This is a genomic window from Methylobacterium sp. E-046, from assembly GCF_022829625.1.
In the GTDB taxonomy this organism is placed as follows: Bacteria; Pseudomonadota; Alphaproteobacteria; order Rhizobiales; family Beijerinckiaceae; genus Methylobacterium; species Methylobacterium longum.
The window spans coordinates 38925-63210 of record NZ_JAKSYP010000251.1; the positions used below are offsets into that span (position 1 = coordinate 38925).

Here is a 24286-nt window from a genome sequence, read left to right on the forward strand (position 1 = left end):
CAACCGACGAACCGAGGCTTCATCCATGTCCTGGCGCGACGAGCTCCGCCCGTCGTCGTTCCGCGGCGTGCCGTTCAAGATCGAGGCGAACACCCGCTTCGGCGGGCGGCGTGGCTTCACCTACGAGTTCGCCAAGTCCGAGCGCAGCTCGGACGAGGATCTCGGGCGCCGCGTCACCCGCGTCGCGATCTCGGCCTACGTCATCGGCGAAAATTACCTCGATCAGGCCGATGACTTGGAGGCAGCGCTTCAGCGGGAAGGCGCCGGCCTCCTCGTCCTGTCCACGATGGGACAGGCGACGATGCGTTGCGAGACCTACCAGCGCATCGAGACGAAGGATCAGGGCGGCCTCGCCCGTTTTGAGATGACCTTCGTGCGATCCCAGGTCGGGGCGGCCGCCCCGTCGGGCCGGGAGAACACGCAGGCTGCGGCACGCACGGCGGCCGAGCAGAACGCTTCCGCAGCCGAGCTGTCCGCCGGTACCGATGACGACTGGAGCTAGAGCCGGATGACCTTCGCCCAGCGCCGCGTCGCCGTCGCGGCGTTGCGGGCCGTCCTCGAAGCCCTTCTCTCCTCCGGCGTCGACGCCGCGAGCCAGGAGGGGGCGACGCTCCGACAGCTCTGCGGCACGCTCTCGGCCGACGCGGTGGGCCGAGTTCAGTCCGGCACCTTCGGGACGCCGCTGCGGGCCTGCTTCGCCACGGCCACCGCGGCCGGCGCCACCTTCGTCGGCATGGATCAAGTCCGGCAGGAGGCACAGGCCGTCACGATCCTGGATCTGCCAGTGCAGCGCGTCGCCCAGATCGCGGCGCGTCTCGCGCTCTCCCAGATGGTGAACATCCTGGCCGCCACCGCCTTCGCGTCCCGGCAGGACGTCGACGCGGCGCTCGCCCGCGTGAACCTCGCGTTCGCCCCGGCCGAGGAGTTCGCGGCCGAGCGCTTCGACAACATCGCGTGGCGCACGCTCACCGCGCTGCACGCGGCGTGCGTGCGTGACCTCACCGCCCGGGCCCGGCCACTGCCGCGGATCGTGCCCTACACCTTCGCGACCCGCATGCCGCTCCTGACGCTCGCCAACCGCCTGTTCGGCGATGCAGGCCGGGCCGAGCAGCTGCTGGCGGAGAACCGCGACACGGTCCATCCCCTGTTCATGCCGGCCTCCGGCAACGCCTTCTCCGGCTGAGAGCGTCCGGTGCCCAACCCCGATTTGATCTGCGAGGTCCGCACCGAGGGCGGCGTCTACCAGGATTGGCTGACCGTTCAGGTGGCCCAGTCGTTCGACGCCGCATGGCAACGCACCTTCCGCCTGACCTGCGCGGAGCCGGAGGATCCCAACAGCCGCCGGCAGACGACGTCGGGCTCCTCCTGGGGCGAGGCGGCGCAGATCGCCGCCCAGCGCCTCCTGCCGGGCATGCGCGTGGACATCGCGCTCGCGGGCGAGGTGGTCATCCAGGAAGGCTACATCGGCAACCGGCAGGTAGCCTTCGACGCCAATCGGCACGGCGTGCAAGTGTCGGGCTTCTCCAAGGCCGAGCTCACCCGCAAGGCATCCGCCGACGGGGGTACGGGGCAGTTCCGCGGCTACAAGCTCGACGCGATCGCCAACAGGCTCCTGAAGCCGCACGGCCTCAAGTTCCGCGTGGAGGGCGGTCCGGACGGGTGGGAAACCCCGTTCCCGAACTTCACGATCCGGCACGGCGAGACGCCCTTCGACGCGATCTCGCGTGGATGCCGCCAGCGCGGCCTGTGGCTGCGCGCTGACGCCAACGGAGACTTCGTCGCCGGCGCGCGCCAGGGCGGCAAGGCGGCGATGTTCGAGCAGGGGGTCAACATCCTCTCGGCGAACTGTTCTATCGATATGCCCTCGGTCCAGGAGATCGTGGCGCGCTCGCAGGTCGCGGGCTCCGACAGCCTGTTCGGTCGTCAGGCCGCCGAGATCTCCGCCAAGGCGCAGATGGGCAACGGCGTGTCCGGCCTCTCCCGCAAGGTGCTGGCCGAGATGCCGCTCGCCCAGAAGGAGTTGCAGCTGCGCACCAACATGGAGGCGCAGGCGATCGAGGCCGACCTCCTGCGGGTGACCCTGGCCTACCAGGGCTGGCTCAACCCGAATGGCGAGCTGTGGGCGCTGTCAGACTTCGTCAGCGTCCGTTCGGCCATGCTGTTCCCGTTGGCCGATCCGCTGATGGACCTGAAGCTGTGGGCCTACACCTACGGGCAGACGCCGGAGGGCCAGACCACGACGGCCATCGAGCTCGTGAACGCCAAGGCGTTCCAGCAGAAGAACCCCGACGGGCAGGCGTCCGACGGCTTCTACAACCAACCCGTGACCCAGGCGCAGCCCGAGGCGCGCACATGAAGGGGGGCAGCGCATGAGCACCTTGCGCGCTGGAGGCGACGACGGCGCCCGCCGCGCCTACCTCGGCATCGCCCGCGGCACCCTCGTCTCCGTCGACGACTCGACCAAGCTCCAGGAGCACACGGTCCGAGCATGGTTCGGCGACCAGTTCACCAACGTCGAGCACTGGCACCCCTACGGCTTCAGCAGCGTTCCCCTGAAGCCGACCGATCAGGAGCAAGGCCAGGCGGAAGTCCTGGTGGCGGCCGTGGGAGGCAATCCCGACCACCCGGTCGTGATCGCCACGGCCGACCGGCGCCACCGCCCAAAGAACATGAAGCCGGGCGAGAGCGCCCACCACGACGATCAGAAGCAGCACGTCCACCTCACCCGGGACGGCATCAACACCACCGGCAAGAAGCTCACGCTGACCGCCGGGCCGAAGCCGGCGACGAAGGACTTCGAGCTCAACGAGCAGCTGAAGGGTCTCGCGGCCCGCGTGTCCCAGATGGAGGACTCGCACCACGCGATGCACAACGTGGCGTCGATGCTGCGCGACAACGTCGAGCAGCTGGTCCCGGGCTTGAAGGCCCTCAACCTCGCCACCAAGGTCACGGACGCCTTGAGCGGCTTGCCGGCCGGCCTCGACGCCATGAAGCAGCTCGCCGAGGGCAAGCTCACCGGCTATCTCCAGAACGCCATCCAGCGCGGTTTGAAGGCCTTCCTCGACCCGAGCCGGCTCATGGGTATGGCGAGCCTGCTGTCGGGCGACGTCGAGGGGCTGATCGCGGGCCTGGAGGCGCAGATCGCCGGCCTCATCGCCAACAATCCGATCATCTCGGCGGTCGACGACCTGGTCGACGAGCTGGAGGCCCTGGGCTCCAGCGGCGGCCCTGAGGCGGCGATCGCCGCGAAGGCCGCCAAGCTGACGGGCCGGATCCAGCAGCTCACCGGCGCCAACCCGGTGATCGGCCAGATCGCAGCCTTGCGCGGTCAGCTCCAGCGGCTCGCCGACCAGGCCGGGCCGGCGCTGAACTTCCTGGAGCCGCAGAAGCGGCTCGTGCAGGGCCAGACGAAGTCGATGCGCTTCGGCGGCCCGGGCTGAGAGGCGCGGTATGACGGACGTCCGGATCGGCCAGCGCGGCTCGGCCGCGGGCCAGCCCTTCCAGGCTGTCGACCTCGATCTGTTGCTCACCCCGGCCGGTCAGCTCGACACCTCGGACGAGCTCGCCACCGCGGTGACGATCGCGCTGATGACCGACGCGCTCGCCGGCCCGGACGACGAGCTGCCGGACAGCCGGGACACCGACCGACGCGGCTGGTGGGGCGACGTCGACGCGGCCGAGATCTGGGACGGCTGGCCGATCGGCTCGAAGCTCTGGCTGCGATCCCGGACCACGATCACCGGCACGGCCGCCCGGAAGGGATCGACGACGGTCCAGATCGAGGATGACATCCGCGAAGCGCTTCAGCCGTTTCTCGACCGGAAGATCGCCACCCGCCTCGACGTCACCGTGGTGCGCGCCGGTGTCGAGCGGATCGCGGCGACCATCGTCATGTATCGCGGCGACGAGATCCTCCTCGACTTGAGATTTTCCGACCTCTGGGCTGGGGTCGCTGTGTCCGCGCCGACCGGCTGACCGTCCGCCACCTCAACCACCGCCCGAGCCGTCCCGCCGGAAGCCGCACGCGCGGCGCGCCTGAGGCTGATCCATGCCCTTCGCTCTGCCGGACCTGCCGACCGTCCGGCGGACCAATCGCGACAACCTGGCCGCCTTCCTGAAGGGCGCGGACGCCTCTGTGCCGAACAACGCCCTGCGCGTGCTCTCGGACCAGAACGCCGGCGGCGCGTTCCTGAACCTGAAGTACCTGGCCTACATCGCCAAGAACGCCCTGCCAGATAAGGCCGAGGGCGACTGGCTGCTGCGCTGGGCCTACATCCTGTTCGGCGGCCCGAAGGCGGCGACCTTCGCTTCCGGCACGATCGCGGTCACCGGCGTCAAGGGGACGCTCCTGCCGGCCGAGTCGATCCTCGCGACCTCGGACTCCGTCGAGTACCAGACCAAGGCCGACGTCTACCTCTCAGGCCTCGCCACCGAGGTCGCGGTCGCCTGCCTGACCGCCGGGGCGATCGGCAACCGCGATGCCGGCGCGCCGCTGTCGCTCTCGGTCGCCGTCTCGAACGTCAACGCCGACGCCAAGGTCGTTCGGATCGATGGCGGAGCGGATACCGAGAGCGACGACGACCTGCGCACCCGCGTGCTGCTGCGCCTGCGCCGCCCACCCCAGGGCGGCGACGCCGACGACTACGTGCAGTGGGCTCTCGCCGTCCCCGGCGTCACCCGCGCCTGGTCGAGCCCGAACGGCATGGGCATCGGCACCGTGGTGGTGCGCTTCCTGTGCGACGCGCTGCGGGCCGGCAATGCTGGCTTGCCCACGGATGCCGACCTCGCGGCGGTGCGCGCCTACCTCGACACGGTCCGCCCGGTCTGCGTGAAGGACTTCTTCGTGGTCGCGCCGATCCCGCAGCGGCTCGCGATCAAGATCCGCAACCTGTCGGACGACACGCCCTCGACCCGGCTCGCCATCGAGGCGGCGCTCCAGATGCTGCTCCTGGAGCGCGCCGCGCCCGGGCAGACGATCTACGCGGCATGGGTGTCAGCGGCGATCTCCGAGGTGGTCGGCGACGGCTACTTCGACCTCGACTTCGCCGACGCCGTCATGGCCTCGCCCGGCCACATGGCGAGCCTCGCGGCCTCGGCCGGCGGCGGGATCGCGTACCCATGAGCGACGGGTTCATCCGCCGCGACGGCGAGGACTACGCGCAGGCCTTCGCCCGTCTGCTGCCCACCGGCGAGGCGTGGTCGCGCGATCCCGACAGCGATCTGATGCGGCTCGTGCGGGCCCAAGCCGAGATCTGGGGCGCGGTGGTCGACCCGCGCGCCGCCGACCTCCTGGAGCTGGAGCTCGACCCCCGGTTCACGATCGAGCTGCTGCCGGAGTGGGAGCGCGCCTTCGGCCTGCCCGATCCGTGCGTGCAGGAGCAGTACACCCTGGAGGAGCGCCGCCTCGCCCTCCTCGAGCGCATCGTGGCCGAGGGCGGCCAGAGCCGGGCCTACTTCTACAACATCGCCTCGCGCCTCGGCTACGTGATCCGGATCGTCGAGTACTCGCCGTTCATGGCCGGGATCTCGCGCTGTGGCGACACGCGGGCGACCGGCGTGAACGGCGAGCAGTACCGCTGGCAGGTCGGACCGCCGGAGATCCGGTTCTACTGGACCGTGCGGGTCTACGGCTCGCGCGTGTCGTGGTTTCGGGCTGGCGCCGGCCAGTGCGGCGTCGACCCCATGGTGCGCTTCAGCCAGGCCATGGATCTCGAATGCCTGTTCCGGCGGTACAAGCCAGCGCACACCGAAATCCTGTTCGACTACGCCAACGTCACGCCGAAGTACCAGGAGTACGTGCCCTTCCGGGCCGGCGTGAACCACTGTGGCACTGACCCGCTCCTGAAGATCATCGACCACGGCGGCGACCCGCTGCCGGCCGAGAGCGTGCCCCTCTACTAGCCTTAGCCCCTCAACCGATCGTTCGGCCGCCGCTGACCCGCCGCGCGGGCCGGGCGCGGCCGCGCGCGTCCGGAGCGCCCGCTCGTGAAGTACAACAAGCCCTTCGATCAGACGAGCCCGGCGGCCGGCTACGTCAACGGCAACCCGGCCACGAACACGGCCGGCTCGATCCCGTGCGCCGAGGGCCTGGAATATCCTCAGCGCGAGATCGTCAACGCCATCACCGCGGCGGGCCTCACCCCCTCGAACGACGACCTGACGCAGCTCGCGCAGGCGATCGCGAAGATCGCATCGGGCGCAGGCACCACACCCGGGCAGAGCCTGACCATCGTGAAGGCCGCCGGCGCGCCGTTCAACACCACGGCGCTCCCGACCAACGCCCGGTTCAGCGCCAGCGCGTCGACGGCGGGCTCGGTGGTCCCGGTGGTCTCCGGCCTGACCACCGACGCCGCCGGGAAGCCCTGGGTCAAGAAGAGCGCGAACTCGCTCCTGCGGATCAAGGGCAGCTACTACTGCCACTCCCCGACGATCCCGGGCCAGGGCAACGGCGCGGTGACCGTGCGGGCCACCGTGACGGTCGTCGCTACCGGCGCGACCTTCACCTCAGACGCGATCGTCAACTCGACGTTCCTCGTCTCCGGCGGCGGCGCGGCGGGCTCCGGCGGCAACAGCCCGACCTTCTACTTCACCGGCGTGCCGGCGGGCGCGCTGAGCCTGTCCATCGGGCTCAAGCGCGACGACAGCGGGACGTGGACCACGATCTTCGGCGCCACCGGCGCGGACTTGTCCGGCCTGCCGACCCCCAACCCCTCGCGCTTCGACGCCGACGAACTGGAGCAGACCTCGTGATGCGCCTGCCCGCCACACTCGACGAGGGCGTAATCGGAGCCCTCGGACGCGCGCAGCACCCGGACGGGTTCGGGATCGGCCACGTCTACGACGGGTCCGTGCTCACCGCCCTGGAGATCAGCCCGGACCTGACGCTGGGCGAGGACGGCCGCCCCGAGGGCTACGCGGATGGGGTCGCCGCCGCTCTCCCGCGCCTGAAGGCCGACCTGAAGGCGCAGATCGACGCCCGGGCCGAGGCACTGCGCCTGACCCTGATCACGCCCGGCTCCGGTCAGGCGATGGAGTACCAGGAGGCCTACGCCGAGGCCGTGCAGGTCGACGCGGCCGTGAAGGCCAACCCGGGCGCGACTTTCGATCCGCCCGCTTACCCGATGCTCGCCGCCTCGCTCGGTTACGACGACGACCCGCTGACGGGCGGGCCAACGACCGACATCGCCGGTGAGGCGCGCGCGGTGCTCGCCGCCTACGACTCCTACCAGCGGGCCGGGGCGGCGATCCGCGGCGCCCGGCTCGCGGCCAAGGCAGCGGTTGAGGCGGAGACGGACACCCGCGGCGCGCAGGCCGTCCTCGGCGGGATCGTGTGGCCGAAATTCGACTGATCGTCGCCCGCCCCGCACCACGACCGTCGCGCCGCCCACGGGCGGCTTTTTCATGCCCGCTTGAGGTGCGCTGCTCGTGTCGAACCTCGCCCTGATCCAACCGCAGCGGGTCGACTTCGACACGACGCAGGGGACCGACTGGCTCGACGGCCTGCCGATGATCGGCACGCCCGGCTTCGCCGGCTCGCTCGCCGGCTCGGGCAACGTCGGCAACGGCTCGCTGACGGTCCCGGGCGTCGCACCCGGCGCGGCGCTCGGTGCGCACGTCGCGGCGGTGACCGCGATCGGTGGCGGCCTCACTTACATCTGCGTGACCGATCCCAGCGGAACGGTGACGGCGCAAGGGGTGGCGGGCGTGCCGCTCTACGCTGGCGGGATCACCCTGCTGCTCACGCCCGGCGCCATCCCGTTCGCGATCGGCGACAGCTTCGCGATCGGCGTCGTGCCGCAGGCGATCGACATCACCGGCCTGCGCTTCGACCTCGACGCGCGCGCCTCGGTCGGGGCGGCGACGATCGCGCTGCAGGCTTCGAGCGGCGGCGCGAACCCGGCGATCGCCAACGGCGGCGCGCTCGGCACGATCGCCATGGTGGTCACCCGGGCGGCGATGGCCCGGCTGCCGGTCAAGTCCGAGGGCTACGCCTACGGCATCACGGCGACCGACCCTGCGACCGGCCTCGCGGTCCCGGCCTTCTACGGCCTCATCCACCACACCGCAGTGCCGGCGCAGATCGGACAGGGAGCCTGAACCATGGCGATCCGTGCCTCGTCGCTCGCTGGCCCGAGTATCCCGGTCGGTGGCCCGGCGGGCCTGCCTGGGCAGAGCACCTACGCGGCGTGGCTCGCGCTCGGCAATGTCGGGTCGCTCGCCGACTTCGTGGCGGCGCAAAAGAGCACCAACGGCGCATCGACAGTCTCCGCGCTCACGGATGCCACCCCCGGCTTCAAGGCGCTCAACACGGATGCGGCCGGTCAGCGCCAAGCCATGGGCGCCGCCGGCGCCGGCGACCTCCTCGGCATCGCGCAAGACACCCTGACGGCGCTCGGGGGGAAGCTGGACGCACTCCTCACCGGCATCACGCTCACGGTCGGACCGGCCCCGTCGTCCTATCCGACGGTCCAAGCCGCGCTTGCGAGCCTTGACGGCCAGTTTGTCGGCCGAACCGGGCTGGTCACCATCCAACTCGCAGCCGGCTTCATCGACCACGCGGCCACCGTCCTCAGCGACCGGCCCGACGCCGCGCGTATCGTCATCCAGGGCCAGACCCCCGGCACCACACCGCTCACCGGCATCTCGGGCGTCACCGGTTCGGCCGGCGCGTGGTCCGTTACCGCCAGCTTCGGCTCGATAGCGGGCATGCTGGTCGGCGGGATCGTGCAGCTTACCGGCACCGCGGGCGCGTCGCCGCTGCACGACCTGCACCGCGGCGCGTGGCGGGTGGCCGCGATCACGGACGGCACCACCGCCGTCCTGACCAGCACGGTCTACAACCTGACGCCGCCCACGGGGGCGATCACCGGGACGGCGACCGTCTACAAGTCGCACCTACGCTTCGCGACGGGCGTGAACGCGTTCGACGTCGCCGCGCTCGGCGGCATCACCAACGTCGCGGTGCTCGGCCAGTTCGCCAACGACAACACCATCGGCCTCTGGTCGAAGTCGACCAAGAATTGCGGTCAAGGTCGCGCGATCCTGGGGCCGAACCTCGCGGTCTGCGGCTTCGGCGCCGAGGGCGTGCGCTCGAACTACGTCGGCGGCATCGACGCCACCGGCGTCGTCTCGTCCTCGAACGGCAACAACGGCTTCATGGGTCGCGACCAGGGCCAGATGGCCCTGTTCGGGTGCCTCGCATCGGGCAACGGCACGTACCTGCCGGCAGGGGGCGGTAACGGCCTGCTGAGCCAGAACACCTCCTCGGTCTACGCGGTCTCGTTCGAGGCCTACGGCAACGCCGGCTACGGCCAGTTCGCACGTTCCGGCGGTACGATCCTCAACCAGACCGGCCAGTCCGCGCGCGCGGTCGGCAACGTCCGCGGCTTCGCCACCCTGTGGGGTTTCCTGCAGGACGAGGGCGCGATCGCCGCCTGGAACATCATCGACTTCCACAACGACAACGGCCGGATGATCATCACGGCGGGGTCGTCCACGAGTGCGCAGGTCAACGCGGTCGTCACCATCAACGGCGGCCAGACCGACGCCAACGGCGGGTTCACGATCACGGCGCCGACGTTCAACGGCTTCGTGGCCAGCGCGGCCGGGCGCATCGACGCCGCGAACGCGAACGTGGTGAGCGTCGGAGCAGGATCGGCGCCGTACTACGAGGGGCCCGGCGGCACGATCGTCTCGACCGGTGCTGTCGGCTTAGCCGGCCGTTACAGCGCCGAGGCCGGGCGGGTGCTCCAGACACAGTCCGCCTCGCCCTACACAGCGAACGCCAACTTCACCGCCGCGATCCCGCTGGACGACACGATCCCGCAGATCACCGAGGGTACGCAGATCCTCTCGGTGCCGATCACGCCCGTTAGCACGACGAGCAAGGTGCGGCTGCGGTTCGTCATGGATGGCACGATGGCCTCGGCGGGCACGCTCATCGTGGCGATCTTCCGCGTGGGCCAATCCGACGCGATCCGCGCCCGAGCGGTGTCGATCGTCGCGAATAATGGGATCCAAGTGATCGCGCTCGAGGTCGACGACGCGCCAGCCACGACCGCGGCCGTGACGTACACGGTGCGGATCGGACCCGACAGCGGCACAGCCCGCCTAAATGGCACGGGCATCGGGCGCCTCTTCGGCGGGTCCGGGGCCGCCACGCTCGTGGCCGAAGAGATCAAGGGCTGACCGCCGGCTGCTCACTCGCTCACCGCCTGCGCTGACACGCTGCAGGGCGCTCCGAAGTCTACTTCAGCCCAAGGCACCTGATGTCCTCTACGTCCGCCCTGCAGGCGCGCGTGGCCGCGCTAGCGGCTGGGCTGCAGCCTTCCTCGCCGGCCTCCGACCCCGCCGTCGTCTCCAGCGTGTTCACTGCCGCGATCGCTGGCCTCCAGCCGGCGAGCGATCTGCTGACCGCGTTGACCAGCACCGGCCAGCCGGTCCTGCGCACTGCGGGCGCGGGCTATCAGGTCCAGCCGGACCGCTCGATCCGCGGGCCGGACGGCCAGCGGTTCATCGCCCGCGGCATCACCTTCCTCGACGGGCTGTTCATCAGCCTGGAGACGCGGACGGACTATCACTACCGCGCCGTGCCGGGTCAGACCGTCACCTCGGGCTTGTCCTCGCAGACCGGCTACGAGCCGACCGTGTGGGGTGCGCCGGACGGCTCCGACGTCCGCGCCCGGATGCGCGCCTGGGCGTCCGCCGGCGTCAACCTCCTGCGCGTCGGCATCGAGCCGGCGGTGGCCTACACCACGGCGGCCGGCGGGTACTCGTCGCACTGGGCCATGCTCGACATCGTGGTCGACGAGGCGAACAAGCTCGGCCTCGTCGTCCAGCTCCAGAACGGCAACGATGCGGTCCCGACCGCGCTCAACGTCGCCTTCCTGGCGCAGCTCGCCGCGCGGTACGCCGGCCGCCGCAACGTCTGGATCAACCCGGCCAACGAGATCAACTGCTCGACTGGCGGCGCCGACTGCACCAACCCGACCGTGTGGGCGGCCGAGCAGGCCCAGTACGTCGCCGCCATCCGTGGCGCGGGGTTCGCCGGCCCGATCGTGCTCAACGCCACGAACTACGGCGAGGCGGTCAACGCGGTCGCGAGCGCGCTGTTCAACACCGCGACCTTCGCCAACGACCCCAACCTGATCCTCGGCGTGCACACCTACCAGGGTGCGGAGGCGACCTTCGCCGAACGGCTGGCCTCGCTGCAGGCGGCGTGGGTGGCCTATGCCGGGGTGTTCCCGCTGATCATGGACGAGGTCGGGCTGTCGCACGACGGCACGATCCGCGATCCCGCGCTCGATCCGACGGCCAACACGACCACCTATCCCGTGTCCTCGCCCTCGGTGCTGGCGAGCCACTACAACTGGACGATCGACCTGCTCGGCTGGGCCCGGCGGATGGCCCGCGAGACCGCGTTCTCGGGCATCACGTTCTTCTCGGGCTCGTGGTACGTGCCGGGCCTCGGTGTCCACGATCCGAACAGCCTCAAGCTGCGCGACGGCACCTGGACGCCGTTCGGCGGCTACGTGCGGGATTACTGGCTCTGCCCCCCAGCGGAGACCACCACCTTCGCCGGCAAGTCTCTCGTCAACCTGCTGTACAACGCCGACATGGCCCTCAACACCCGCGGCTTCGCGGGCGGGGCGGCGGCCACCGGCGTCGGCGCCTGGGACGGCTGGGTCTCGACCTCCGACGCCACCAGCGTGACGCGAGCTGCCGACGGCACGATCACGCTGTCGGCGGGCTTCCTGCGCCAGACGGTCCGCGATCTCGGCTCCGCAGTCGCCGGATCGGCCCTCGTGGTCTCGGTGGCCAACCTCGTCGGCGCGCTCAACGTCTACGTCGGACCGCCCGGCAACCCGACCCAGTTCCAGTCCACCCTCCAGGCGGCTCGGGGCCGTGGCGTGGGCGCGGTGTTCCAGATCCCGACCACCCTGACCGGCGATCTGGCCGTGACCCTGGCCCCGACCAGCGGCGCGGCCGCGTTCAAGGAGCCGCAGGTCGAGCGCGGCTACCGACCGACGCAGTTCGACCGGCGCCCGCCCGCGATCGAGCGCGCCATCGCCCGGCAGCACCTGCAGCGCATCGGCGACCCCGCCGGCGCCAACCAGGTCGTCGGCACGCTGGTGGCGTTCACCGCCAACACCCTGACCTTCGCGGTGCCGTACCCGGCGCCGATGCGGGCGGCGCCCGCGAGCGCGGCCTTCGTCGGCACGCTCGGCACCGATTACGGCGTGGCCGTCAACGGCGCCGCGCAGTCGGGCTTCACCTTCGCGACGCAGAACCTCGGGGCGGGCGGGCTGAAGGTCGTGGCGACGAGTTCCGGCGCTCACGGGCTCACCGCCGCGTCGCTGGTCGCCTTCTTCACCGCCGCCGGCGCCCTCCTGCTCTCGGCCGAGTAGCGCCGCCCGCACCGCCGACCTCACCCGCTGGGAGCCCGCCCCAGTTCCCCGCCGCCCGCTCGCGCCAACGAGGTCTCCAGCCATGGCCACCACGGTCATCGACACCGCGGTCTGGCAGGTCGTCGTCCCGCTCAAGCCCGCGCTCGATCTCACCGGCTCGCGTCTGACCGCCGCCCTCGCCGATCGGTTCGGCGGCGCGGTGGTGGCGCTGGACAGCGCAGTCGAGGTCCCGGGATACGACGGCGCCCACCAGATCGCCTGGACCGCCGACCCGGTCACGCACCTCACCGACCGCCTCGTGCTCACCGTCACGCGGGCCATGCGCGGATCCTGGCTCGCCGCCGGCCCAAACGGTCTGCCCGGGCTGGTCACGCTGTTCGCTGACGTGAAGCGGACGGTGGCGGGCTCCGCACGCGACCCCGAGCTGCTCACTCGCGCGAGCTTCGCGGTCGTGCCCGGCACGGACTCGCCCGCCGTGGCCGCGGCCGCCAGCAGCTTCCAGGCAGTCCTGTCCGCACAGGGCTTTCAGCCGATCACCGCGACCGCACTCGCGACCGGTCCGCAGGGCCCGCCGGGATCGCCCGACACGCTGGCGGCGCAACGCGCCATCGTCACCGCCCTGATCTTCGGCTGAGCGCCGACCCGCACGCCGATCCGGACCCTACAGCCCGCCGTCCAGGAGAGCCCTCGTCATGGCCGATCCCGCCCTGGTCTCCGTCCAGGCGACCGATGCCCGCTACCTCACGCTCAAGCACCAGCCCGAGGGCACGGGCTTCAACGCCGACGGCACCGCGCTGTGGCCGGCCGACCAGTTCACGTTCGCGCTCGCCCGGGATGGTGTCGTCCGCCTCGTGGACGCCGGTACCGCGATCCCGACGCCGCCCGCCGTGCAGTCCAACGACGTCCTCGGGCGCACCCGCAGCGGCGTCACCGGCAGCTTCACCGTCTCCGACCTCGCCGCCTTCCTGAGCGCCGGTGGCAACTCCGGCGGCGGCGGCTCCGGCGGCTCCGGCCCGAGCCCCAGCACCGCCATCGTCAACGCCCTGATCTTCGGTTGAGGCCAGCCCCATGAAGACCGTCCTGACCTCCGGCTACACGTTCACCGCGTCGGCCAAGACCCTCGACTTCTCCGGCACGACCGGCTTCGACGTGCGGCGCCTGCTCGCCGTGCTCAACCTGACCCGCGGTGCCGTGGTCTACGCCGTCGGCACCGCCGGGCTCGGGTACTCTGCCCTCACCGGCAGCGTGGTCACGCTCGCCTTCGACACCAGCGCGCACGCCAACGGCGATGCGATGATGGTGCTCTATGATGCGCCGAACACGGGTGCGCAGGACGCCACGCTGCAGTCGATCCTGACGGCGCTCGGCGCCCCAGTCCTCGCATCGGGCGCGGCGACCGAGGTGACCCTGCAGGCGATCAAGGCCGCGCTGCTCGCCCAGGTCGATTTCGAGAGCAGCCTCGTCACCGATGGCGCGAGCTTCTACGTGCGCCGGGAGACGGCCAACGAGGGCACGGGCGTCATCACCGTGACCTTCACCGACATGGCCGGCAATGCGGCCAGCCCGGTCGTCGCCAACCTCGTGCCGGCGGCGAGCGGCAATACCCGGGTCGTCGAGACCGCGCTGTTCGACGTGACCACGGGCGGCACCGGCACGTCGGTGGGCGATATCGTCGCCCGCGTCATCGTCTATGACACCCGCACCAACACCATCGCGGCGGCCTACTGGCACAACCTGACCACGGGCGCGGCCCTGGCCTCAGCCCCGGCAGCGGGCGCGATCATCGAGCAGGTGCGCAACCTCGCGGCCGGCGCATCCACGAGCGCCCTGCAGACCGCCGGCAACACGAGCCTCTCGAACATCGACGGCAAGGTTCCGGCCAAGGGGCAGGCCGCGATGGCGGCTTCAACGCCGGTCACCATCGCGTCGGATCAGTCGCCGGTCCCCGTCACGCAGGGGGCGACCAGCGCCTACGCGGTCCAGCGCACCACCGGCATCGGCACGACGGGCGTGCTCGTTTCGGCCGCCGATACCACCAACCGCCGCACGGTTCGGAACACCGGCTCGATCGCCCTTGAGATCGTGTCGGCGCTCGGGGCGGCCTACGGCACGGGGCATCCCTTACCCGCCGGCGAGAGCTTCACCTTCGACGCATCCGGCCGGACCACCGCCGCCATCTATCTCGCTGCGGCTTCGGCCGGCGGGACCGCATCCGTGATTTCGTACTGAGGGACTTCTCATGGCTGGTCCGTCGACGGGCGTAGGCGCCGGGGCTTCGTCACGCGCGAACCGTGGCGGGCCTGGGCCACTTGTGGCGCAGCTGCTGCTCATCCCGCCGAACGGCTACGGCTACACACCGCCCTTCAGCATCTATCGGTATGTGTCTCCGTTTTCGGTTTGGTACGGCCACACCTTCGACGCGGCGGCGCTCAAGCCGACCGCGACGCAGACGCTCTACGTCGGGGCCGGCGGCGACAACGCCAAGGATGGCCTGTCCTGGGCCAACCGCCTGCGCTCGCTTAAGCAGGCGCTGGTGCGAGCGCAGGCCCTCGGGAACGCTGCCACGCCGCGCATCCTCGTGCAGGCCGGCACCTACCGCTATTCCAGCGTGGACGGCACCGGCATCCAGGACAGTTTCGCGGGCCAGTATTACGACGGGCACGCGATCATCGAGCCGTGCGACGCGACTGGGACCGTGCTCACGGGCGGGGCGGCCTCCGCGCGCCGCATCGTCTCGTTGCACGATCAGGTCATGCCGGCGTTTTCGCTCGTGTCCGGCAGTGTCTACGTCAGCACGTACACCACCGAGGTCCCCAGCCCCGGCTGTGCGGATCTCTCCATCCTGAACGCCAAAGGCTTCCCGCAGGCGCTGCTCTACGCGCCGCCCGCCTCAACCTACGCCAACGAAGCGGCCATCGTCGCGGGCGTTCAGGCTCAGGCCACGCAGTACGGCTTGGGGGCGTGCTGGCTCGATACGACCAACAAGAAGTTCTACGTTCAGACGGCGAACGGTCGCGCGCCCGATAGCAACATCGTCGTGATGGCCGGCGGCATCAACACCAACCAAGCGTCTGCGCGCAACCTTTATCTCGGCGGACGCTATCAGGGCGTCGAGCAGTTCTGGACGCGCGATGTTCACCTCTGGGGTGGCTGCCCGCTTTATCTCGCGATCAACCAAGGCAACAGCGAGAACCGAGGCATCACTTATGTCGCGCAGGACGGATCGACCCTGTACTCATGCATCAACGGCGTGAACGTCGATGGCGCCGGGACGATCATTCATCTGCGCCACGTTTCGGATTATAGCTACAAGGACGGGTTCAACTACGACCAATCTTCCGCTCTCGACCCCAGCGCGACGGCGGTGTTGCGCTTCCACGAGATCGACTGCACGGCGGACTGGAACGGCAATTCCAGTCAGAGCGACGATAGCGACAATGCCTCGTCCTGCCACATGCGATCCATCGGTGTGCGCGTGAACACGATCGCCGCCCGCACGCTGAACCGCGCCTTCCACGACATCCAGGCCGCCCAGACCTGGAACCTGGGATGTCAGGCGCTGAGCTGCCGCCAGACGGGGGCGCAGAGCACCGGGTTCAACGCCGGTTACGCGCCCAACTCGGCCGAGACCGCGAAGATGTGGCTCGATGGCTGTATCTCGACTGGCAACGCCTACGATGTCGGTGCGGACAAGGGCGGTACACTCTACACCGCCAACATGCGATCCGGTCTCGTGCAGAGCGGCACCGGGGGCACGTTCGCGTCCTTCAACTCGCCGCCCGTGCTCCCGGGCGCGGTCGGCACGTTGAGCGCCGCCGCGGCATCAGCCTCGACGGTGCAGCTCACGTTCACAGCGGCCACCGGCGCGACCGGCTACCAGTACACGATCAATGGCGGGACGACGTGGGCGGCGCTCCCCTCCGACAAGATCGCCATCGGCCTGAACGCGAGCACGGCGTACACCTTCCAGGTCCGGGCGGTAAACAGCGATGGTGTCGGGGCGGCATCGAACACCGCGAGCGCGACGACCCAGGCCAGCGCCACCCCGACGAACATCGTCCAGAACGGCGATTTCGCCAGCGGCACGACGAGCTGGAACAACTTCGGGTTTAACGGCAAGTCGGTGTCCGCCGGCAAAGCCACGTTCGCGAACACGCCGGCTTATGACGGCATCAACCAGAGCCTCACCCCCACGGCGGGTAAGTATTACGAGCTAAAATATACCCTTACACTGACCGCGGGCAGCTTGGTGGTACAGCTTACGGGCACGGGCGGAGTTTCCGACACGGAGCGTTTTGCTGGCGGAACATTTACAGTTCGCCTTCTGGTGGGAAGCGGCGTGACCGGAATGCAATGCATTCCGGGCGGCAGCGGGTTCTCGGGCACGTTGGACGACGTGTCTCTGATCGGCCCGTACAATACTGCGACGGTGGGCGGAGCCTAATAGCCGCCCCGCCCCCCATGGCTAACGCTGTGCGGGGCGTTCCTGCCCTGATGCCGGCCCGCTGAACGCGCGCCTCGCGCTTCCTGACATTACGGAGACCACCATGCTCCTGCAGCGCCTCGCGCTGCGGGCCGCAGTCGCTTGCGCGCTGTGGTTCGCATCCCCGCCGGCCCACGCCCTCGAGGGGCGGGTGTCTTGGTACGGCTCCGAACACGGGCAGGCGCGGAACGACGTCGCCTGCAGCCGCCGGACCGTCGGCCACCTCGCCGGCCGCTACAATCCGCAGGGCATGACGGCGGCGCACTGGACGTTGCCGTGCGGGACCCGGGTGCGGGTGACCGACCTCGCCACCGGCCGCAGCGTCGAGGTCACGGTGAACGATCGCGGGCCGCACCCGCGTCTGCGCCGGGCCCTCGATCTGGCGCAGGGCGCGGCCGAGCAGCTCGGCATCATCCACCGCGGCATCATCCGGGCGCGCCTCGACATCCTGCAGTCCGGCGGGCGCGTCGCCGGCGCGGAGTGATGCGGCGCCACCTCTTGGCGGCGATCGCCGCCGCCCTGCACCTCGCGACCGACGCCACGCCCAGCGTCGCTCGGCCCAGGCCACGCCTGCCGCCCGGCCCGAACATGTCGGCCTTCCTGCGGGCTGGCCCGATCGCACCGGACGGCACGCTCATCCGCGACGGCGAGCGCCTGCGTACGCTGGAGCTCGACGATCTCACGCCGCTGCGCCTGCGCTTCACCATCCTGTTCTGAGGATCGTCCCATGACCGACTGGAAGCGGATCCTTCCCGCCGTCGCCCCGGGTGCGCGCGCCGACCTCATCGCCGCGTTCATCGCCGCGGACGCGCGCATCGCGGCCGCGGAGATCACCACGCCGCTGCGCCTCGCCCACTTCCTCGCCCAGGTGGCCACCGAGACCGGCGGCCTGGCGCGCCTGGAGGAAGGCCTGTCCTACACCGCCGAGCGGCTGTGCAAGGTCTGGCCTGCGCGCTTCCCGACGTTGGCCGCGGCCAAGCCCTACGCCCGCAACCCGAAGGCGCTGGCCGAGAAGGTCTACGGTGGCCGGCTCGGCAACGTCCGTCCCGGCGACGGATGGCGCTATCGAGGCGGTGGTGCGCTCCAGACCACGGGGCGCACGAACTACCGCGCCGCCGGGTTCGAGGCCGACCCGGACCGCCTGCGCACGCCCGGTCCGGCGCTGGCCGCCGCGCTCACCTATTGGGCCGACCACGACTGCAACGCGCTCGCCGACGCCGACGACGTCGAGGCCCTGCGCCGCCGGATCAACGGCGGCACGGTCGGGCTGGCGGAATGCCGGGCCTACCTCGCCAAGGCGAAGGCGGCGCTGCGGGTGATCCCGGCCCAGGCGAAGCTGAAGGCGCTACGCTACCCCGTCGGTGCCGTTGACGGCGACCACGGCGACCGCACCACCGCGTCCGTGCAGCTCCTGCAGAAGAAGGCGGGCCTTCCCGTCACGGGCGAGCTCGACGACGACACGCTCGCCGCCCTCGACACCGCCGAGCCGCTGGCGGTGCCGACCAAGGATGCGAACCTCGCCCAAAGCCGCACGGTCCAGGGCGCGGGCGTGGCCGGGTCCTTCGGCTTCGCCGAGGTCGCCCAGAGCGTCAGCGAACTGAAGGACCAGGCTGAGAGCGCGCAGGCCCAGATTTCGGCCGGAACCGTCTTCGGCTTCGTCATGGGCGCGCTGATCGTCGCCGGCGCCCTCTACGCCCTCTACGCGCGCTGGGACGATGCCGGCCGGCCCGTGCCGGGGTTCCTCGCGTGCCGCTTCCCCAAGCTCACCGGAGCGCGCGCCTGATGTTCGACTTCTCCTGGACCAGCATCCTTGTGGGCTTCGCGTCCCTGCTGTTCGCGGCGATCTCGCCGGTGACGCTCAAGATCCTCGCGGCCGCCTTCGCGGTCCTGGTGATCGGGCGGATCGTCCTGCCCGCGCGCCTGCGCATCGTCACCTTGACGGCCGCCGCCGGCGTCGCGGCCTTCGCCTTCTGCTGGCAGGCGGCCGTGGCCGATGGCGCCCGCCGCATGCTCGTGCACGATCACGCCGTGGCGCTGCAAGCCGAGCAGCTGCGGGCCGAGAAGGCGGAGGCGATCACCCACGAGGCGCTGGAGCTCCGCGCCCGCGACCAGGTCGCCCGTACCGCCGACCTCTCCAAGATCAAGGAACTGACCGATGCGCTCGCTCGTGATCCGCGCCGCGATGGCGTGTGCCTGCCTCGGCTTTGGTCTCAGCGCCTGCGCAAGCTTTAGGGCCGAGCTGCCCGCGATCGATCCGGCCGCACCGGCCGACATCCGTGTGACGCTGCCAGCACCGCCCGAGGGCGTGGCCGCGTGCCTGCGCGAAGCCTTCCAGGAAATTCCGGATCGATCGCTGACCCGGGCTGACATCGTGCGCATCATCGGACGGGCCAAGGTTCTGGACCGCGCCAAGGCCGCCTGTGGCGAGCGGGCGCTGACCTGGATCGCCGCGGTCCGGCGCGACTTCGCCAAGCCCTGAGGCTCGACCAAGGCTCGCGAAAGTTTCGCGAGCCTTCCCGGTCTCACCCGCGCCCGTCCCCTCTCACCCATCACATCCAACGCGGCTTGCCTCTCACCTGAGGCCGGTCCGTGCCAATCACCGCGCGACCGGAACGCCGGCGCGCGCCTCTCAGGCCATGGGGGCCCATCATGCCCGACACCGGATCGGATCACGGCCGGCCCGCGATGGAGGTCGCGTTCGCGCGCTTCGAGGGCTCGGTCTCGGCCGAGATCAAGAACCTCGCCCACGACGTGAAGAACCTCGTGGCCTCGCTGGCCGCCTACGCCACGACGCGCGACCTCGCAGCGGCCGAGAGCCGGATCGACAAGCTGGAGCGGGCGCAGACCTGGCTCATCCGCACGATCGCGGGTGCCCTCATCACCGCCTCAGTCTCCGGCGTCGGCGGCCTGGTGTGGTGGGTCGCCAGGGCGAGCCACCCATGAGCGGCGCCGAGTTCCGGGCCTACAAGGCCGCGCTGGCCGCCTGCGTCGTCGCGTGGCTGCTGCTCATCGTCTTCCTGGCCGGCCCCCACGTGGCGGCTGGCCTCATGCCCGTGCGCACCGAGCTGCGCGTCGACCGCATCGCGCGCACCCGCGAGCGCCTGTGCTGGGACCTGTCGGGGCTCAAGGTCCGCGACGGCTCGACCGACGATCTCGACGTGTTCCTGTACGCGGGCGGCATCGCCGGGCGCATGGTCGTGGCGGTCTACGGCGAGGCGGACGGCATCCCGTGGCGCAGCATCGGCGCGACGCCGATCGGTCCGTTCCACAAGCGCTACTGCGTGGATCTCGGCCGCGTCCCGGCCTCGGCACCCGTGCGACTGGAGATGACGGTGTACTACCCCGACGCGTTCGGGTTGCTGCGCGTGCCGCTGCGGATGCCGGATGTGAGCGCGCCGGCCGTGGCCGAGTAGCTGCCGCATCACGCCCCGCTTCACACCTTAAGGCGCCCTGGCTTCGGCCGGGGCGCCTTTCGTCGTTTCAGGATGCCTGGATTAAACCGAGCCCTGACTCCGTTTACTGTCTGAACGCCACCTCACCCCCGCCGGCACTGCCGCGCAGGGCTTCCTTTTGCCCGCAGCCCAGCCCGGTTGTGGGCAGGGAGCGTAAACGATCTGGAACACCCGACGCCGCCGTCTTCATGATCGGGAACCGCTCGCGTCGTCGCGCGTAGACAAGACCTCAACGTCCCCACGAAACCAACCTTCAGCCCCGCCGGCACCGCCGCGTGGGGCTTTTTCTTCGGTCGCTTTGCCTATGGGAACAGGTCCCCGGACATGCTGGCTCGCCGAGAGTGAGAGACAGGCAGAGTAATGGGGATATTATGTTTCCACCACGGGTTGTCCGGTATCGAGTGCATCGGAGATCTACCGTGAAGAAGCTTCTACTTGGCGCCTGCGCCCTAGCCCTGTCATCCTTCGTCATGACCCAAATGACGACATCCGCTGACGCACGCTCGCGTCACATGAAGTCGGCCAGGTCGGCCGGCAGCCCTATCACGAACAACACTGGCGGACGCGGTTCGTCGAGCTCCGCCGCGGGGGGTAATGCAGGCCAGCCATCCCGTGGGTCGCGGTCGACGGGCGGCAGTGGCGGGGGCAGTGGCGGCGGCGGCTGAACGAGCTCCCGTATTGCGTCCAGCCCGCCCGGCCCAGCGCCGCGGCAGGTTTTTCTTTGCCCGTTTCCGCGGTAGGATTGCGCCGGATCCGAGCCCTTAACCCCCCAAGCATGGATCCGGAAAGCCCGCCCGGTTCAGCGCCGCGGCGGGTTTTTTTCGCTGTCAGCTCGATTGTTCGCACAAGAGCACGGTTGCACACCCCACAACTCCGAGCCTGAGAAGCCCAACCAGATCCGACCGTTTGTTACTCATGGTCGCGACCGTGCGCCGGGCTGAGCCTCAATTTCGGCCAAACATTACTCAAGTCAGTTTATTCCCTCGATGGATCTGATAAGGCTCGGATCGCCGAGAATAATTGCTCATTATTCGACCGTTGCTTGGCCCGGCGTCAGATCTAGATGCTGACAAGCTAATCCCTCAAAGCTGAATTGAGCTCCCAAATCGTGCTTATCCATCTTGGTGCAAGATCACTCGAGCACCATAACGGCTATTATTAACGTTGATTATCGATTTGTGGGTTGATCCAAAGTGACAAGCGCCTGGGTTCGATTTTACGGAAAAAAACTTATGCTACCCTGCGCCTCACAACTGGGTAACGCTTTGACAAAGGTCCGTTAATGAGTTCCCCCAAAAGAGCGACTAGCAATGTAGATAGCAACCATTACTATGCACTAGATCTGATCAGAATTTTTGCTGCATCGATAGTCTTATTGAATCACTTCGCATCCTATTCATCAAATAACATTGCAGTCACGAAGGGTGAAAATCGAGCTTATGGCTTTCTTTGGGAATTTTATAATGTTGGCGCAGTTGGGGTTGAAATATTTTTTGTCATTTCAGGTTTAGTTATAGCGACCAGCGTTCCTACGGGCTCCGGATTTAGTGCTGCAAAAGGTTTTATGCGGCGCAGAGCGCAAAGGATTATTCCTACGCTTTGGATGTCCAGTTCGGTCAGCTTTTTGGCATTGTGCTCCATACAGCAGGACTGGATTTCACTGTTGGATGCGTTTATCAAATCAAGCCTGCTTCTTCCTTTGGGGCCATACGTCGACGGTGTAGTTTGGTCTCTGATCGTAGAAGTCTTCTTCTATACCTTGGTGGCACTTACCATCCTTAGGTCCAGCAAAAATCGGCTGGAAACGCTTGCTGCTGCAATTGCCATCTTCAGCGTCACATATAATTTGATATTATTTTCCTTCACCGTCGGATTGTTCGACTACAATAACGATATTGCTTTGTCAGTTCTCCATCGATTTCCATTTAAGTTGTTTTTGCTGAGGTATGGGGTATTTTTCGCGCTCGGAATTTACATATCCGTTTTGAAAAGAAAACGTTGTATAAAAATTGCTGTTCTTGCCTTGACCTGCTCAATATTTTGCGTCGCGGAAATAATTTCTTCTTCTGAGTTAGAAGCTGAAAAAACCTTGTTAACGGTCTTTGTTTGGCTAACATGTGTTGCTGTAATCATAGTGACACTGCTGTCGAAAGCTACGCCTAGCGTGATTTCACGGCTTCGCTTAAGCAAGCCGATAAGATTCCTTGGTGATCTGAGTTATCCGCTTTATCTCAATCATTATACTCTCGGTATAGTTCTGACGTATCATTTGAGGTACACTAATAGTTCCTTGCTCAAATTTGAGTTTGTAATTTGCGTCGTAGTTGCAACGAGTGCAATAATTCTGGCTGCTGAAAATTATATGCGTCATCGTTTATTCGGAAAACAGCGGAAATTCGTAGGATACGCCGTGAGCAAACCTTTGGCATCATTCGAGCCACCCATCCCAACTCAGGAAGTCCCGCTTACGGTGCCAATCCCATATCGGTGAGTGGGATCAATCATCCTCGATCCGCACTACGTCGAGTCTCGGCTCGCCCAATCGCTGGTGGGATCAGCCTTCAACCGATGGCGTCGAGGACGAACCGAAGCGCTCTTGCAGCTCGATCCGGCCGGCATCGGTGATCTGGTATTCGGCGCTCTTCGTCCCCGGATCCGTTCGCCCGGTGGTCACGACGAGGCCGAGTACCTCCAGCCGTCGCAAGAAGGCGCTCATCTGATAGAAGCGCGCGCCGGTCTGGGCGAGGGTCTGAAGGCGGTACAGGCTGGTGGGCGCGAGCTTGTGCATCGTCCGCCAGTGTACCGACCGGCGGTTGCAGCGACAGGGGGCGCGGCGCTCCCCCGCCCTGTGAGCAGATCGGGGCGGGGCTAAGCGAGTCGGCTGGGATGCTCACTACCGAGGTCGCCGAGCTGACAGGCTACTCAGTCGCTATTCGTTCAAGCGGTGCTGCCGGCGAAAGCTTGGCTCGTTTCAGTCCCCTTCGGCGCCTTCCCGGAAGCTCACGATGCGATCAATCCTGCCGGCCTCGTCTATCTCGATTGTCACAGCCAGCGCGTCACCGTCGGTATCCTCAAGCACCAGACAGATGGTGTTGGAGTCTTCGAACAAGCCGACGATCCTGAAGACCGGCAGCAGCCCCGGATACGCCTCTAACTCCGCCTCAAACTCGGCCCTGGTGGTCAGGCGGAAAAGAGGGACTGGCTCCCGCATCTTCGGGCGGGCAGCCTCCAATCGCACTGTCGCGGCCAGCTGGTCGATGACGTAAGCACGATCCGAGCGGTTCCAGGCCGCGACGAGGGCCTCGCCTCGCACCGATCCATGCTGAATGCGTGCCTGTCCGTCCGCCATATGCCTGTCCGCAAGAGAGATGGCCAATCACAATAGGGGCCAACGTTTCACGATCTAGCGGCATACGCAGTATTAAATGGGTTAGTACGTCTATTGACCGCATTGCTGGTGGCCTGATGTGGCACGCTACACCAGCAAAGCGGCGACCGGTTCGCTAATTCGGCTTTGGTGCCATGCCTCCGAGCCACGTCGCGTATCGGCTCGGCTCATCGCTGGTGAAATCGGACGCTCCCCCGGCCCGTGAGCCGACGTAGCCGTTGCGGCGCGCAAGGCTCGCACGGCAGTGGTCGAAGCGGTGTCGCTCAGCCTTCGATGGGCTTTAACGAGTCCTCGCCAAAGCGCTCTTGCAGCTCGGACCGACCAGCGTCGGTGATCTCGTATTCGGCGCTGTCCCTATCCGGATCCGTTCGCCCGGTTGCCGCCACCAGGCCAAGCACCTCCAGGCGCCGCATGTAGGCGGTCACCCGGTAGAAGCGTGCTCCGGTCTGAGCCAAGGTCTGAAGGCGGTACAGGCTGGTGGGTGCGAGCTTGTGCATCGTCCACCAGTGTACCGACCGGCGGTTGCAGCGACAGGGGGCGCGGCGCTCCCCCGCCC

27 protein-coding genes are annotated in these 24286 nt (G+C 68.2%); 24 read left to right on the forward strand and 3 right to left on the reverse strand.

The genetic code is table 11. From position 1 onward, the window contains the following. Nucleotides 1-25: 25 nt before the first annotated feature. From MKK82_RS26975 to MKK82_RS27090, 24 genes are all read left to right on the forward strand, one after another. Nucleotides 26-502: a DNA circularization N-terminal domain-containing protein gene (locus MKK82_RS26975; RefSeq protein ID WP_243987421.1), complete on the forward strand. Its 477-nt coding sequence runs from the start codon at nucleotides 26-28 to the stop codon at nucleotides 500-502. Nucleotides 503-508: 6 nt separating this feature from the next. Next, nucleotides 509-1183 (forward strand): hypothetical protein, encoded by a 675-nt coding sequence (locus tag MKK82_RS26980; RefSeq protein WP_243987423.1) that lies wholly within the window; start codon nucleotides 509-511, stop codon nucleotides 1181-1183. Between the two features lie 9 nt (nucleotides 1184-1192). Continuing rightward, entirely contained in the window at nucleotides 1193-2356 is a 1164-nt protein-coding gene (locus tag MKK82_RS26985; RefSeq protein ID WP_243987425.1) for a phage baseplate assembly protein, read from the forward strand. Nucleotides 2357-2369: 13 nt separating this feature from the next. Continuing rightward, a complete protein-coding gene (locus tag MKK82_RS26990) occupies nucleotides 2370-3440 on the forward strand; it encodes a phage baseplate assembly protein (RefSeq protein ID WP_243987427.1) in 1071 nt (356 codons plus the stop codon). A 10-nt stretch (nucleotides 3441-3450) separates the two neighbouring features. After that, nucleotides 3451-3975 (forward strand): phage GP46 family protein, encoded by a 525-nt coding sequence (locus MKK82_RS26995; RefSeq protein ID WP_243987429.1) that lies wholly within the window; start codon nucleotides 3451-3453, stop codon nucleotides 3973-3975. Nucleotides 3976-4048: 73 nt separating this feature from the next. Beyond that, nucleotides 4049-5122, forward strand: a complete 1074-nt coding sequence (locus MKK82_RS27000) for a baseplate J/gp47 family protein (protein ID WP_243987430.1) — start codon at nucleotides 4049-4051, stop codon at nucleotides 5120-5122. Next, entirely contained in the window at nucleotides 5119-5901 is a 783-nt protein-coding gene (locus tag MKK82_RS27005) for a YmfQ family protein (RefSeq protein WP_243987431.1), read from the forward strand. Before MKK82_RS27000 ends, MKK82_RS27005 begins: the two co-directional genes overlap by 4 nt. An 84-nt stretch (nucleotides 5902-5985) precedes the next feature. Beyond that, on the forward strand, nucleotides 5986-6750 hold the full coding sequence (locus MKK82_RS27010) for a hypothetical protein (RefSeq protein ID WP_243987432.1): 765 nt from the start codon (nucleotides 5986-5988) through the stop codon (nucleotides 6748-6750). Further along, on the forward strand, nucleotides 6750-7349 hold the full coding sequence (locus MKK82_RS27015) for a hypothetical protein (protein ID WP_243987433.1): 600 nt from the start codon (nucleotides 6750-6752) through the stop codon (nucleotides 7347-7349). Before MKK82_RS27010 ends, MKK82_RS27015 begins: the two co-directional genes overlap by 1 nt. Before the next feature lie 76 nt (nucleotides 7350-7425). Beyond that, a complete protein-coding gene (locus tag MKK82_RS27020) occupies nucleotides 7426-8097 on the forward strand; it encodes a hypothetical protein (RefSeq protein ID WP_243987434.1) in 672 nt (223 codons plus the stop codon). A gap of 3 nt (nucleotides 8098-8100) precedes the next feature. Next, complete coding sequence (locus MKK82_RS27025) at nucleotides 8101-10188, forward strand: hypothetical protein (protein WP_243987435.1); 2088 nt, start codon at nucleotides 8101-8103, stop codon at nucleotides 10186-10188. A gap of 80 nt (nucleotides 10189-10268) precedes the next feature. After that, nucleotides 10269-12407, forward strand: coding sequence for a cellulase family glycosylhydrolase (locus MKK82_RS27030; protein WP_243987436.1), 2139 nt, complete (start codon nucleotides 10269-10271; stop codon nucleotides 12405-12407). An 82-nt stretch (nucleotides 12408-12489) separates the two neighbouring features. After that, nucleotides 12490-13041: a hypothetical protein gene (locus MKK82_RS27035; protein WP_243987437.1), complete on the forward strand. Its 552-nt coding sequence runs from the start codon at nucleotides 12490-12492 to the stop codon at nucleotides 13039-13041. A gap of 58 nt (nucleotides 13042-13099) precedes the next feature. Next, entirely contained in the window at nucleotides 13100-13465 is a 366-nt protein-coding gene (locus MKK82_RS27040) for a hypothetical protein (RefSeq protein ID WP_243987438.1), read from the forward strand. A gap of 10 nt (nucleotides 13466-13475) precedes the next feature. Then, on the forward strand, nucleotides 13476-14636 hold the full coding sequence (locus tag MKK82_RS27045) for a hypothetical protein (protein WP_243987439.1): 1161 nt from the start codon (nucleotides 13476-13478) through the stop codon (nucleotides 14634-14636). Between the two features lie 82 nt (nucleotides 14637-14718). Beyond that, nucleotides 14719-16851 carry a fibronectin type III domain-containing protein gene (locus MKK82_RS27050; RefSeq protein ID WP_243987440.1) on the forward strand — a complete coding sequence of 711 codons (2133 nt, stop codon included), beginning with the start codon at nucleotides 14719-14721 and terminating at the stop codon, nucleotides 16849-16851. A 103-nt stretch (nucleotides 16852-16954) separates the two neighbouring features. Then, nucleotides 16955-17374 (forward strand): septal ring lytic transglycosylase RlpA family protein, encoded by a 420-nt coding sequence (locus MKK82_RS27055; protein WP_243987442.1) that lies wholly within the window; start codon nucleotides 16955-16957, stop codon nucleotides 17372-17374. Continuing rightward, nucleotides 17374-17607, forward strand: a complete 234-nt coding sequence (locus MKK82_RS27060; protein ID WP_243987444.1) for a hypothetical protein — start codon at nucleotides 17374-17376, stop codon at nucleotides 17605-17607. Before MKK82_RS27055 ends, MKK82_RS27060 begins: the two co-directional genes overlap by 1 nt. Nucleotides 17608-17617: 10 nt before the next feature. Beyond that, nucleotides 17618-18673 carry a peptidoglycan-binding protein gene (locus MKK82_RS27065; RefSeq protein ID WP_243987446.1) on the forward strand — a complete coding sequence of 352 codons (1056 nt, stop codon included), beginning with the start codon at nucleotides 17618-17620 and terminating at the stop codon, nucleotides 18671-18673. Beyond that, entirely contained in the window at nucleotides 18673-19122 is a 450-nt protein-coding gene (locus tag MKK82_RS27070) for a hypothetical protein (protein ID WP_243987448.1), read from the forward strand. Before MKK82_RS27065 ends, MKK82_RS27070 begins: the two co-directional genes overlap by 1 nt. Beyond that, entirely contained in the window at nucleotides 19046-19369 is a 324-nt protein-coding gene (locus MKK82_RS27075; RefSeq protein ID WP_243987450.1) for a hypothetical protein, read from the forward strand. Before MKK82_RS27070 ends, MKK82_RS27075 begins: the two co-directional genes overlap by 77 nt. A 170-nt stretch (nucleotides 19370-19539) precedes the next feature. After that, nucleotides 19540-19833 carry a hemolysin XhlA family protein gene (locus MKK82_RS27080; protein ID WP_243987451.1) on the forward strand — a complete coding sequence of 98 codons (294 nt, stop codon included), beginning with the start codon at nucleotides 19540-19542 and terminating at the stop codon, nucleotides 19831-19833. Further along, the gene (locus MKK82_RS27085) at nucleotides 19830-20303 is read left to right on the forward strand and encodes a hypothetical protein (protein ID WP_243987452.1); all 474 of its coding nucleotides are present in this window, start codon (nucleotides 19830-19832) and stop codon (nucleotides 20301-20303) included. Before MKK82_RS27080 ends, MKK82_RS27085 begins: the two co-directional genes overlap by 4 nt. 1321 nt (nucleotides 20304-21624) lie before the next feature. Continuing rightward, on the forward strand, nucleotides 21625-22833 hold the full coding sequence (locus MKK82_RS27090) for an acyltransferase family protein (protein ID WP_279603302.1): 1209 nt from the start codon (nucleotides 21625-21627) through the stop codon (nucleotides 22831-22833). Between the two features lie 63 nt (nucleotides 22834-22896). Here MKK82_RS27090 and MKK82_RS27095 read toward each other — a convergent pair whose 3' ends face one another. From MKK82_RS27095 to MKK82_RS27105, 3 genes are all read right to left on the reverse strand, one after another. Next, nucleotides 22897-23130 (reverse strand): PadR family transcriptional regulator, encoded by a 234-nt coding sequence (locus tag MKK82_RS27095; RefSeq protein WP_243987454.1) that lies wholly within the window; start codon nucleotides 23128-23130, stop codon nucleotides 22897-22899. Nucleotides 23131-23313: 183 nt separating this feature from the next. Continuing rightward, nucleotides 23314-23691 (reverse strand): hypothetical protein, encoded by a 378-nt coding sequence (locus tag MKK82_RS27100; protein ID WP_243987455.1) that lies wholly within the window; start codon nucleotides 23689-23691, stop codon nucleotides 23314-23316. Between the two features lie 302 nt (nucleotides 23692-23993). Further along, on the reverse strand, nucleotides 23994-24227 hold the full coding sequence (locus MKK82_RS27105; protein ID WP_243987456.1) for a hypothetical protein: 234 nt from the start codon (nucleotides 24225-24227) through the stop codon (nucleotides 23994-23996). Nucleotides 24228-24286 lie beyond the last annotated feature (59 nt).